5 protein-coding genes are annotated in these 14,469 nt (G+C 37.6%); 2 read left to right on the forward strand and 3 right to left on the reverse strand.

The features are described 5' to 3' along the window. Positions 1 to 1,890: 1,890 nt before the first annotated feature. Positions 1,891 to 6,543, reverse strand: a complete 4,653-nt coding sequence (locus PVV66_RS00510; protein WP_273717452.1) for a translocation/assembly module TamB domain-containing protein — start codon at positions 6,541 to 6,543, stop codon at positions 1,891 to 1,893. After that, complete coding sequence (locus PVV66_RS00515) at positions 6,543 to 8,507, reverse strand: autotransporter assembly complex family protein (RefSeq protein ID WP_273717451.1); 1,965 nt, start codon at positions 8,505 to 8,507, stop codon at positions 6,543 to 6,545. The genes PVV66_RS00510 and PVV66_RS00515 overlap by 1 nt, the downstream gene beginning before the upstream one ends. 402 nt (positions 8,508 to 8,909) lie before the next feature. On the opposite strand from PVV66_RS00515, the gene PVV66_RS00520 reads away from it, so the two are divergent. Beyond that, positions 8,910 to 10,442, forward strand: a complete 1,533-nt coding sequence (locus PVV66_RS00520) for a YifB family Mg chelatase-like AAA ATPase (protein WP_273717450.1) — start codon at positions 8,910 to 8,912, stop codon at positions 10,440 to 10,442. An 11-nt stretch (positions 10,443 to 10,453) separates the two neighbouring features. Here the strand turns inward: PVV66_RS00520 and PVV66_RS00525 are convergent, their stop codons facing one another. After that, positions 10,454 to 11,413 carry a transporter substrate-binding domain-containing protein gene (locus PVV66_RS00525; protein ID WP_273717449.1) on the reverse strand — a complete coding sequence of 320 codons (960 nt, stop codon included), beginning with the start codon at positions 11,411 to 11,413 and terminating at the stop codon, positions 10,454 to 10,456. Between the two features lie 575 nt (positions 11,414 to 11,988). Here PVV66_RS00525 and gyrB point away from each other — a divergent pair. Further along, entirely contained in the window at positions 11,989 to 14,421 is a 2,433-nt protein-coding gene (gene gyrB / locus PVV66_RS00530) for a DNA topoisomerase (ATP-hydrolyzing) subunit B (protein WP_273717448.1), read from the forward strand. Positions 14,422 to 14,469: the final 48 nt, after the last annotated feature.

Here is a 14,469-nt window from a genome sequence, read left to right on the forward strand (position 1 = left end):
GAAATCTAGATTGATGCTATCTTTATCCATATTTATCTCTACGCTGACAATTTTTTCCTCTTAACACCTTAAAAGTACAAAGATTCCTACTCAATCTAATTTGTAAATAATCCAGATTCTTATTGAATTCGTTCCACCCGATAACAACTTGATTCACTTATAAAAGACTCAACGAACAACGCCACCCTTAATATTCATAAAATGCTTTCAAAACACTTGGTCAAAGAGGCTACACGCCTTACTATCACCACACCTCAAATGACAGTCTTCCATGAGCACAACGAGATAAATGCCAATTACAAAAAGCGTGCTGTAAACTATAGATATACTCAATGTAAAAGAAAAAGAGTGAAAAATAAGAAAGGATTTATTATAAAACTTTTTACTGTTGTAGATTGCTTGAGAGCAAGCTTTTCTGTTTTATCTTCACCTCTAGAAATGATATTCCTCAAATACCTTAACTTCTTGAAGCGTTTATATATATATAAAGCGTTATTGCTGATTAAAACTGTGATTTCAATATGCTATAAGAACACTCCTCTTTTTTCTAACCGCTTAAATAGAAAAATATGATATAAATCTGATAAATATTTTTACAAAAATATCTTTTGATATATATTAATATATTGATTTGTAATCATAATTTTATTTTTCATCTCAAATAAAAGATACGATGTCATTTGCTTATTTCTCCTTTATATTTATGATGAAACAATCAAAAGAGCTTGTTGTACGTCATAAAAAGCATTGGCGTATCCATAAAAACGCTTAAGATAAGCAATAAAAATCCCTCTACGCTTTCAAGCGCAAAGGTTGTCGGCAACATGAGAAGCTGAAACTAAAATGATAATGCCAACTTATATCTTTATTAATATCGGTAGTATGAATTTTATCCTATTTCACAAGCAGTATTGTGAAATAGGATCAAGCATACACTGAGAAATATTTCTTTAAAACAAGTTTATGAGTTTGCACCACAATAGTAATAGTGTTCTGTTTGGAACTGTTTGTTATAAGAAAAGTGATCTTATTCAAAAACACCATAAACAAAAATGTAAAATAATTAGGTCATTTTTATTATTAAAAAATATTGCTTTAAATACGTTTGAAAATAAAATCGATATCTTATGAATTCTACGCTTGCCTCATGCTTTTGTTTATCGTGTTCTTTAATGGCAACATGTCCTTCCCATGAAATAGAAATGCCATTGTATTGCAAACTCATGGGCTTGTTTTAAAGAAACATCTCTCAACGTTCCCCCAAAGCCCATTTCGCGACAACGCCCATAAATTGTACAACAAATCTATTCAGCACCTCCATCGTTTACGCTTATAGAGTAATAAACCGGCACCATTCACACTATTTTGCCAACTCGTAGGTGTTGGTGACAGCCCTTAGCTCTCGAGATGGTTCATAAAGAGGCATTTTTAGTCATTTCTTGTACAGTTTTTATTCACACGGCTTTCTCCACTTATGATATGCACGTGAATGATTTTGATTGATTCAACATGAAAGAGATTTACAATGAATGAGAGAAGCTTACGGCATTCAAAGTGCAAAGTTCTAATTCAAATTGAATGACGATAAATTATTCTTTATAAATCAATATGTTGTATATATTATACTCTTTAGGCAACAGTATGAAATGAGCTTGAGAACAAGGTTTATCTCTAAAATAAGTTATAGATCAGCAAAATAACATGCTCTCCTTCGTGAAGATTTTGTTTCTTTAGAGTATGCCATAAACAAAAAATCAACTATTCTAGATCGTTTTCTTCACACCGCAATAAACACTTCACCTTTGAGTGTATTCCTAATCTAGGCTTCCTTCCTCAGCCTTAGAAATGAGAGACAAAAAATAAAGAAATTGTTTTTTAAAAATTCAATCTTTAATAGTCTCTTTCATAAAAGAGACCAATACTAGAATTTTGTTCATTTCCTATAGCACCTTTAGCTTTGAGATGACGCGAAATATCCAAATTAATTGTGCCTTTCGTCGTTCCATCAGACCCTGCTTCAAAGCCTAAATAAATGTTATTGTGTATGTAGCGACCAATACGTAAGCCTGTATTACCCTTTTCATTAACGATAACATCAAGATCATCAAGTCCAATTTTAGTTCGTAAAGTGTTCAACAAAGATGTATTAGAAGCACCCGCAAGATCAGCTGCTGCCGCCGCAAGTTGAGCAATCTGAAATGGTGATAGTTCATTAAGAGAGCGATTAAAAATCAAACGCGCCAAAATCTCATCCTGTGGCAAATTCGGTTGTGAAGAAAAATTAATATCAAGATTATCAATCGTTCCACTTACAGTTACAGTGACGCGAATGTCACCACTGTTATTGTTGGTTACAAAATAAACCGTAGGATTAAGATTACCGCTAAAACTCGCTTGTCCTTGATCAAAATTAAGACGTTGTGAGAGAATATCAAAACGTCCACGAATCATTCTAAACTCACCCACTGGATGCACATCATTTAATGGACCTGCTAAATTAATGCGTCCTCCCAGTTCGGCATCTAACCCTTTTCCTCGTACAAAAAATTGATTGCGTGCTGTAATACGCATATTTGATAGCACAACAGATGACGATTCTTCTGTGACACTAGGGCTTTTGTTCGTGCCCTTAACATCAGCACGTTCAAGTGTTGTTTGAATTGGTTTTGTTAAATTCTTATTTCTAACTTCAAGAAACTTAGCATTTTTAAAATGATCAGGGACCAGAATTTCAGCTTTTTCAACGATGATATCACCACCAATAACAAGATCACTTAGAAAATGACCTGTCATTGTCATATCACCTGACAATGTTGCAAGAATCATAGAACCATCGTTATAATTGGCATTATCAAGATGAAAGATCAAATCAGACTCTAGATCATTAGAGATACGACCTGAAGCAGAAATTTTCCCTCCCTCAAACGAAGAAGCTGAAGCTTTCTCTATAAGAATATGATCGCCATCTAATTTGCCTTCAAGCGTTATATTATTCAAGCCTACATTGGTTTTTGAATCAAAAAAACTACCATCACTTATAGAAATATTTCCAATAAATTGTGGCTTTGATAACGCACCATTAAGAGCTGTATCAATTCTTGCTGTGCCCGTTATATGTGCACCACGCTTAGCTAATAAGAGATTAACAAAATCAAGAGGCATTATCCCTTTAACGTTTAATTTTGCCTCTGAACCATTAAGAGAAACAGGCCCATAGATGGAAAAATCTAATCCTTTATCTCCTGTTGCTATCATATTTGCAATATGAAATGTCGAGTTTTTATAAGAACCACGAGCATTGATATTGATTGACATCGGTCCTTTAGGCGTCATAGCGGTTAAACTTTGACTAGAAAGCTCAAAATGAGCAGATGGATCCTTCATTGTTCCACCAATATCAACTTTTCCTATCACCGTCCCATCAAACGCTTGTCCTGCAATAAAACTATTCGCCAAACTTGCAGATAAATTTTGCAAATTAATATGGAGATCAAGCTTGTCTTTCTCTAAAGATACAAGCCCCTGAGCTTGTGCTTGTATTCCTTCTCCTGTGACACTTGCATTCAAAGTAAGATTTTGATCTAAGGTTTTTCCCGTAGCAGAAAGCGAAAAAGGCATAATTTTTTTATCTTGAAGAGCAACGCTTGTCAGTCCCTCACCTTTTATATCGTAGGTTATATCAGGTTTTTTTAAATGACCACGAATCATAACCTGTCCTGTTACACTCCCTGCTGCTCCAAGATCGGATTTCCACAGATTGGCCAAAGTAGCAGGAAGAGCATCCACGGTAAGTTGCAAATTCATGGTATCTTGAATATTCCCTGCAAGAGTAATTTTACCGCCATTTATTGCAATTCCTAATTCATTAATTGTCATTCCATCTTTATCAAAAACAATTATCGACGGTTTTGGCAATGTTGCATGGAAATGGTGTTGTTTTAAATCTATGGCTTCAATTCGCACTTCTCGCTTTATGCCTTTTGGAAGTTCTACACCCATTACACGACCAGAAAGCTGAGCCTTCAGAGCATCATGCACCATCGCTTGGACAATAAAAACCGTTTGTTCATTATCTCTATTGGCGTGAGCATTTAAACGATTGACCATTATCAAAGGAGTTTGGATATGCTCTGCATTGATAACGCCTTCAAACTGTGTCGTACCAAAAGGATCGAATATGTCGGCATCTATTGCCAGTTTTTTTATTTTATTCTTGGCAAAATTCAAATGGTTAACGTGCGCCTTCACATGGGCTTTTTGTTTGCCATTTTGTTCATCAAAAATAAAATCTCCTTTTACTTTTCCACTACCATCCTGCAACAATAATGCTGAAAGTACTGAAATATCATCAGCATCAATATGCAGCGCTCCTTTCAAAAAGCCTCCAAGTTGTTGAGAAAGATCACCCGTTATTTTTACACTTCCCCCTTTAATATCGATATTTTCAAGTTTTCGAATTTTATGAGAATCTTTAAAAGAAGCAGATAAATGCAGAGGTTTATGAGCAAAAATTCCTTCACCTTTTACCCCCCCCGTTAAAGAAGTAACGGGTGCTGTATTATCTACAAGTACCTGTATATTAAGTGTTGTGTTTTGAAGTTTTTTCCCTACAACCAACGCTTCAGCAACATGAGCACTTGTATTGAGTTTTATATGGCTATTGCGCCCTCTTGCTGTCCCTTGAATGGTAAGTGCACCGCTTATCTTCGGATCTAATTTGGCGAGATCAGATATTTGAGCAGATAAGTCCATTTTAGCGCTTTCATCCGAAAAATAGCCATTAGCCTGTATGTTGGTATATTGATTTTTCAAATTCAAATGACGTAAAATGAAGTCCGTCGTATTTCGAGCAACACCACCTGAAAGAGTGATATTTCCTTTGAATAAACGATCAAAAGGCTGCACACCTATTTTCATATTGTCAGCTATTCCTGATAATTTCAAATCAAAAACGCCACTCAGTAAACCGATCGTTCCTTTGGCTGTAATATCTGCATTACCAGAGAGTGGTTGTTTACTGAACATTTCCAAAGGAGCTAATGTTTGAGCTTTTAAACCAAGATCGCCTGTAAAAATAAAATGCTCCATTGTCCCTTTTAACCAAGAAGAAAAACCCTGAGCCGTAACACTAAAATCATGAATCAAAATTGGTTTATGCGAAACAATATCCGTATCTAAATGCATATGAACCGCTTGGCTTAAATCTTCTACCAACGTTCCTTTAATCTTTTTAACCCCTTGAAGCGTTCCATTAACCTGAACACCAACATGACGAGAAGCCGCATTATCAAGATTTTCGCTTACTCCCCCCATATCAAAAACAGCATCGCGAATATAAATATTTTTATTTCTAAAATGATGTACAACAAGCCTCCCATTCCAAGATTGCTGTCCTTCGCGACCATAATCAATGTTTAAAGCAACATTATTTGCAGGTTTTGGCGCCTCTGATACCGGTAAATGAACGGACTCTTTTTCGTTATCAAAAGCCATTTTGCCATCAACAAAAAGCCGCCGCAAAAATCCATCAGCTGTTATTTCAGCATTGGCGATAACATTCATTTCTTTGCTCTGAAGAACCATCTGATCAAGGTGTGTCCCCCCCTCTCTTGTTCTTCTTGCCTCTGCTTTTAATGTTATATCAGATGCGAAGAGATGACGATATTGAGCAGGTATTAAAGACTCCAATCTACCCTCTAGTTTCGTAGAAAAACTGTGTCCTTCTGAAACACTTGCGAGAATAACATGACCATCTAAAATAGAATGGTGATCGTCTTCTAAAGAAAGTTTGATAACCAAATCATCAAAAGTACCATCACCTTTAATGACGAGATTTAATGCTGGATGTTTTTCAATGTTAAAAACATTCGCCAAAATACCATTTTGTGGTTCATCAGTAGAGATATCAATTTTAGCTGTACGATTGTTCTCAGATATCTTGGTAAGAACAGAAAAAGAACCCGGTGCATCTAAACGATGCGCCGTTATATCAACATCAAGATTACCACTCGCCAAAGTGAAATTGCCTTCTAAGGACATATCAGCAGAAAAACCAAAAAGATTCTGTTCAAACGTCACATGTTGAGCTGTAAGTGTATTAATAGAAAGAGCAAGCGGCAATTTTGGTAAAGAAAACCTCCCCGTCTCAAGGGAAGAAATAAAAGAAGAATTGCCTTGTGGTTTGCGTAAAAACGTAACCTGTTCTGCTGAAAGCTGATTAATATCCATCCGCCCTCTTAGCAGCGTTAGACGATTCCAATCCATTTTAGCATTGGTAATTTTAAGCCAAACCCCATTTTTATCACTGACAGTAATAGCATCAATTGATGTTTGAGAAGACAACGTCCCTTGTATATTGTGTAAACGAACTTGACGATTAGGTGTTGAAAGTTTGCGTTCAATTAAAGAAACAAACCATGAACGATCATCTGCTGCCTCTTCGCTAGAGGGAAGACGGTCTTCTCTCTGTGCAAAAACAAAACCACCGACCAAAAAAAACACAAGTCCAAAGAAGAAAGCTAATAAACGTACAGTTTTTTTCATTAAAATGCTTGTCCTATACCTACATAAAAACCAATGCGAGGATCACCCTGCTCTCTCTTTAAAGGAAAGGCTAAATCAACGCGTAAAGGACCAAGACCCGTCATATAGCGACCTCCTATACCGGCTCCCCATTTAATTTTTTGAGAAAAGTCAAATTTTGCCTTTTCTCCTACGAGACCTCCATCAAGAAAACTGACAAATCCTATTTTATCATTTAAAGAAACACGCAATTCTGCCGATCCCTCAATAAGCGCTCGTCCGCCAACAACCGCATCATTTTCCGTTTTGATACCAATATTACGATAAGCATAACCACGAACAGAGCCCCCACCACCAGCAAAAAAGAGCGTATCCGCAGGAATTTGTGCTGTATCATTCCCAAGAATTGTACCAAGCTTTGCCCGCGCAGCAAAAACAAAACGATTCCCTTCATCCAGCGCCCAATAAGAACGACCTTCTGCCGTTACTTTTGCGACAAAGTTGCTAAAACGCATCTCATAAAAGGGCTCAATGAAAACTTCACCATATAAACCTTTTGTTGCATTGAACTTATTATTACGACTATCGTAAATCAAACCGGTAGGGAAACCAATTGTTGTAAAATTACGACTCCCAAAATAGATATCACGTGAATAACCATTCGAAACTTCTATAGCTGCTTGTCCCGATAGATTACTATTGAAAATATGTGTAATACCTAATTTCCCTTTGATGGCTTTTGTCGTATAATTTTCTAGAACATCTTGTTGTATTTTTAATTCTGACCTGAGATCTGTATCAGGCGTGAGTACACCCGGCTTTATAAATGTACCACCGAAAAGGTAATCAAAGTTCTTAAAATTATATGATTGTTTTTTGTTTCTGCCAACACCATTTATTTTTGTTTCAATTTTAAGGATCTCTGCATGACCAAAAAGATTGTTATGCATCCAATAAGCTTCAAAACCAGCACCATCTAATGTTGAATAACCACCCCCTAAACCAAAACGACGCGGTTTACGTTCTTGTACAATAAGCGTAAGCGGTAAACTGCCATCTGGGTTAATGGTATCAGCCTCTCGTATATTAATAGCACGAAAAACACCAAGGCGTGCAAGACGTTCATTTGCTTTAGCTAACGCATCGGAATCGTATTTCTGACCTGGCTTCAATCCGGTCATCCATGCGATATAAGCTGAATCTACACGTGGTTTCTTACTTATATTACGTACAGTTAGCGGACCATAATAAGCCTTTTGTCCAGGATCAACAACAATCCGCCCTTCAACACGCAACGCAGCATGGTCAGCCACGATCTCACTTTTCATAATTTTAGCTTTAGCATAACCTTGTTGACGCCATCCTTCGACTGCCCATTTTTCTGCTTTCAAAATGGTTTCAGATTTGGCAATAGCGCCAACTTTATAGCCCAATTCTTCAATTGTGGGCATTTTATGCGCTTTACGTTTTTCATAGGGCGCTACTTTATCAATATTTGCAATACTAAAAATATATTGTGGACCAGCATTAATCGTAATAACGATATTTGATTGTGCTGGAAGTTGAGTTACCGGACTTAAATCAGCGGCTTCTAAACCATTAATTTTAATACTAATAACACCCCCATAGCGCCCATCAGCATAAAGAGCAGAAAGAATAGCCCGATAATCTGAACGCGCTTTGGCTAACAAACCAGAAGAACTCGCAGATGCTTTCTCTTTATCTGCAAAAAGAGAAGAGACAGATTTAACTATTTTTATACCTTCTAATGGCGCTCCTGGTGGTGTAATAATATCAACTTTATAAAATCTCTCTGTACTTTTGACATACTGTGAAGAAGATTTTTTTTTCTTTTGACCAAAAATAGGGATGCCGAAAAAATCAAATGCAGCAAGTGGCTGTGGAAAAGCAAAAACGAAACACAAGCCTATAAATACACAGCGTACAGTTCCTGATTTTAACAAAATTCTTGTTTTGGATACCATAAATCAGATACCTTTAATACACTTGCATCTACTACACTTTTAAATAATATAAAATAAGAAAGGTAAATATAACTACTTTGCATACTTTACACGTTTTATCACATCAAATAACACTCTGCGATACATAACGTCACCCTCCCCTCATATCTTCACAAAATTCTGCTCTGTTATGTCATACAAACAGCCTCATTCCTTTTTCTTAACATATTCATTTAGCTTATTATAAATGTTTTATTGCGCTCCATATTATCATGGTTAAATTTGTACAAATAACTTGCCATGAGAACGCTACAAAAATCTGCGTACGTATATAGATCTCTCCATTTAAAAAACCATAGAGATGCTTCTTGATTTTTATGCGTAGATATGATTGTCTCTCCCAAGTCTAAAGGGGGGAGATCAATGATCGCACGTATTACAACTGTTGCTTTTCGCGGTCTAGAAGCAGTTCCTGTCGATGTACAGGTTATGATTTCGCCCGGTAAAATAGGAATGGCTATTGTTGGATTAGCCGATAAGGCAGTCGCAGAAAGCCGTGAACGTGTACAAGCAGCCCTCCATGCTTGTGGGCTTTCTATGCCAACCAAACGAATTACGATTAATCTTGCACCAGCTGATTTGCCTAAAGAGGGATCACATTATGATTTGCCAATTGCCGTAGGCTTAATGCTTGCTATGGGAATTCTCCCTCCCGACGTAGCGCAAGATTATGTCATTTTAGGCGAATTGTCACTGGATGGTTCACTGACTGCCATCAACGGGGTTTTACCAGCTGCCATGACAGCTGTATCACTCAATAAAGGACTGATTTGTCCCTTTCAATGTGGACCTGAAGCCGCATGGGCAAATGCAGAAATAAATATTCTTGCCCCAGAGACTCTTCTCACTATCGTCAATCATTTTAAAGGAACCCAAATTCAAAAACGTCCACAACCGCGCCAATATACTATTGAAACTGAACTTCCAGATCTTTGCGAAATCAAAGGACAGAAAACAGCCAAACGTGCCTTAGAAGTTTGTGCTGCTGGACGCCATAACCTTTTGTTTGTTGGCCCTCCTGGAGCTGGAAAATCTATGTTGGCGCAACGCTTACCTTCTATTTTACCCCCTCTTGATAGTCGTGAGCTTTTAGATGTCTCTCTAATTGCTTCTATTACAGGAGAAACAGTCCATAATACCATTTCACTTCATTGCCCCTTTCGTGCTCCACATCATTCTGCTTCCATGGCTGCAATGATTGGTGGGGGGCTTAAAGGACGACCAGGAGAAGTCTCTCTTGCCCATAATGGCGTATTATTTCTTGATGAGTTGCCTGAATTTTCTCCGCAGGTTCTTGATTCCCTTCGTCAACCTTTAGAAAGTGGAGAATCGGTTATAGCCCGCGCTAATCATCATATCAGCTATCCTGCTCGCTTCCAACTCATTGCCGCAATGAATCCTTGCCGATGTGGTATGGCAGGTGAAAAAGGCCATGTTTGTGCTAAAGGAATACGCTGTCAAATCGATTATCAATCCCGTATTTCTGGTCCGCTGCTCGATCGAATTGATTTACGGATTGATGTTCCTGCTTTGACAGCGATGGACCTTATGCAACCAGAGCAATCAGAAAAAAGCTGCGATGTTGCTAAACGTGTCGCACGGTGCCGTACTATTCAAGCTCAACGCTTTGCAACACTAGGGTTTGACCATATCCGAACCAATGGCGATTGCCCTGCCAAAATTATAGAACAAATTGCCATTCCTGATAAAAATGCCGCCATACTCTTACGAGAGGTGAGTGAAAAAATGCATCTTTCTGCACGTGCTTATCATCGCATTCTCAAAGTTGCGCGTACGATTGCTGATCTTGATGGATCCGATAATCTTTCACGCCATCATCTCGCAGAAGCCATCTCCTATCGACTCGGTACGGAAAGATTAACAGCTCTGAACTAAAAAACTTTTCGTCAGTAAAAACTTACTGGAAAATATCGCAAATAAAGCTCTGTAAGCTTACCATCCTCTTCTAGAGATTTTAGTGCATAATTGAGGATATCAACCAATTTTTCATTCTTTTTTGCAACAGCAAGCTGCATTCCTTGCCCCAATAACTGCGGTGCCATATATGCCCCTCCAACAAAATGGCAGCAATCAACAGATTTTTGATTTTTGCCCCATAACGATAAAGCAAATCCATCATCAAAAATAAGGTCAATTTTATGCTCCTCTAAGGCTTTATAGAGCTCTTCTCTCTCTTTAAATCCTTGCCATTGTGCTTTAGGGAAATAATAATGAAAGAGCTTTTCGTGAACACTTTTAGACAAAACACCACTGGTTAAATGGACCAATTGATCGCTTATTGGCTCATCGAGATTTAATTTTTGAGAAGCAACAAATCGCGCTGGAAAGCGCAAATATGACTTTGTAAAAACAAGATCTTGCTGGGTTTGACTTGTTTCTTTTAAACCCGCAATAATAACTTCTGCACCACCATTTTTGACATGCTCTACAAGCTCTTTCCAAGGAACCACTTCTACTTCACAAAATTTTTCTAATTGTAATTTTGAGCAAATAGCACGTAATAAATCGATATTATAACCTGCAAGATGCCCCGTTTGATCAAGAAAATTAAAGGGGGGAAAATCAAAAGTTGTTACAAAACGCAAACGAATGATATCCGTGGTATCAGGTTGTATCAAATGTTCATGCGAATCAAAAAAAGAAGGCAGCCTTCCAGCTATCCCAGCTTCTGCGTAAGAGAAAAATAAAAATCCCCCTGCTACAAATAAAATACGAATAAAAAGAATGTATAAATTATGGCGTAAAAAATACCGTAAACGCCATTGAAACTGTTTTACATGTATAGGCTTTCTTATTTTCAAAATCTCTTCCCCATTTTTCAAAGATAATATGCAACGCCGCTTCATTATTATCTAACGCACTTCACCAAAATATCTTCCGTTTCATCAATAAAATTCTTGCTCTTTTTTTAACTGTGAAAAACTTTAACCGTTTTCGTATATTTTTTGAAATCCGTTGAAAATGCTTAAACTTTTGATCTCAAATATTCTCAAACAAGTATATAAAAAGAAATTAACCTTATAGAATTATCAAGGTATTTGACTTTGTACTCTTCAAACTCAGCTTCTCTCGATAAATTACGTTTTTAAGTTCTTTTGTCTTTCCATTCATACTACTCACTTAACGAAAGGCTAGACAGATAAACCCTGCGCTAAATATTCACCACGCACTGTAAAAATACTTAAATATATCAAAGAAGCGCTTAGTTATCTTATATGACTGGCCTAAATAACGTTGTTTTACTGTATAATAGTATAATATCGTTTCATCATTCTCTCCATTATATATCGACAGATATTGAATCTAGAGCTGATATACGGTAAATGTTTAATGTGGTTATTCCATAAATAACTGATCAGAACATTAAGCTTTAAAAAAGCAGATAAAATATTGTAAATTGAACACAGGAATGGATTAACTTATGAGTGATGAAATAACCTCACCGACAAAAAGCGATGACTATGGCGCCGCTTCTATCAAAGTTCTCAAAGGTCTCGATGCTGTACGCAAACGTCCTGGTATGTATATCGGTGATACGGATGATGGATCTGGGTTACATCATATGGTCTATGAAGTTGTAGACAATGCCATTGATGAAGCTTTAGCCGGTCACGCAACTCTTGTAAACGTCACACTCCATGCTGATGGCTCTTGTTCTGTTCGTGATAATGGACGTGGAATTCCAACAGATATCCATCCAACAGAAGGTATTTCTGCCGCAGAAGTTATCATGACACAGCTTCATGCTGGCGGAAAATTTGATCAAAACTCTTATAAAGTTTCAGGTGGATTGCACGGTGTTGGTGTCTCTGTTGTGAATGCACTTTCTGTTTGGCTTAAATTGCAAATCAGACGAAATGGTAAAATTCATGAAATATCATTTACTCATGGGGTGGCTGATGCTCCATTAAAAGTTGTTGGCGATTGTGATCAAGAAAGTGGAACAGAAATTAGATTTTTACCAAGCTCTGAAACCTTTACTATGGTTGAGTTTGACTTTGAAACTTTAGAGCGTCGTTTACGGGAATTGGCCTTTCTAAATTCTGGGGTTCATATTCTTCTTATTGACGAGCGTCATGCTGACATTAAATCCGTTGAATTACATTATGAAGGCGGATTGACAGAGTTTGTCAAATATATTGATCAATCAAAAAAAGCGCTCTTAGATACTCCTATTTACATTGCAAGTGAAAAAGATGGTATGAGCGTTGATGTTGCCCTATGGTGGAATGATTCCTACCATGAAAAAGTCTTGTGTTTTACCAATAATATTCCTCAGCGTGATGGTGGAACGCATTTAATCGGTTTTAGAAGTGCTCTTACACGTCAAATTAATGGTTATGCCGAATCTTCAGGAATTGCCAAAAAAGAAAAAGTGAATTTAACCGGTGATGATTGCCGTGAAGGATTAACAGCTATTCTTTCTGTCAAAGTTCCTGATCCTAAATTTTCTTCACAAACAAAGGACAAATTGGTTTCTTCTGAAGTGCGCCCTATTGTTGAGAATTTGGTCAATGAAGGTCTTTCAATATGGCTGGAAGAACATCCTAATGAAGCAAAGCTTCTCATTAGTAAAGTGGTGGAAGCTGCAACAGCACGTGAAGCTGCACGCAAAGCACGTGAACTCACAAGGCGAAAAGGAGCGCTTGATATCACTTCTCTGCCAGGAAAACTTGCCGATTGCCAAGAGCGTGATCCTGCAAAATCAGAAATCTTTATTGTCGAGGGAGATTCGGCTGGTGGTTCAGCAAAAAGTGGACGCTCACGTCAAAATCAAGCAATTTTACCTCTCCGCGGAAAAATCCTCAATGTTGAGCGAGCTCGCTTCGACCGCATGCTCTCATCTGATATGATCGGAACACTGATTACAGCTCTTGGAACGTCTATTGGTAAAGATGAATTTTCACCCGATAAATTACGCTATCATAAGATTATTATCATGACAGATGCGGACGTTGATGGAGCCCATATACGTACTCTGCTGCTCACTTTCTTTTTTAGACAAATGCCCGAGTTAATCGAACGTGGACATCTTTATATTGCTCAACCACCTCTTTATAAAGTATCGCGTGGAAAATCTTCTCAATATATTAAAAATGAAGCAGCCTTTGAAGAATTCTTGATCGATACGGGACTAGAAGAAACAACCCTCGAACTTTCAACGGGAGAAGTTCGTGCAGGGGCTGATTTATATCAACTCGCGAAAGATGCCCGTGTATTCCGTCAACTTTTAAATGGTCTTCATACCCGTTATGACCGCAATATTGTTGAGCAAGCAGCCATTGTTGGCGCTTTTAACCCTGAAGCCTTTACAACACAAGAAAAAGCGCAAAAAATAGCAGAGGCTGTCGCACACCGCCTTAATCTGATTGCTGATGATATGGAACAGGGTTGGAGTGGACAATATATAGAAGATGGAAGTTTATGTTTTGAGCGTATTTTGCGTGGCGTTAAAGATGTTATCGCGCTTGATGTAGGACTTATAAACTCAACCGATGCACGTCAAATTGATCGCATTTCCCAAAATTTTAACGATATATATCATCCTCCCCTTCTTTTACGCCGCAAAGATAAAACAGAGCGTATTTTTGGACCTATGAGCCTTTTAGAGAGCATTTTTACAAACGGTAAAAAGGGTATTACTCTTCAACGTTATAAAGGTCTTGGGGAAATGAATGCTGAACAACTTTGGGAAACAACGCTTGATCCCAATGCGCGTTCTCTTTTACAAGTAAAAATTAATGATGCAACCGATGCAGATTCACTCTTTTCTCGTCTCATGGGTGATGAAGTTGAACCTAGACGTATTTTTATTCAAGACAATGCCTTAAGCGTTGCCAATCTTGATATCTAAAGGTATTCTTTTGTTTTGGGCTGTATAAACATCGCAGTTTTATACGTT

The sequence above is a fragment of the Bartonella sp. AU16XJBT genome, from assembly GCF_028618665.1.
Taxonomy (GTDB): domain Bacteria; phylum Pseudomonadota; class Alphaproteobacteria; order Rhizobiales; family Rhizobiaceae; genus Bartonella.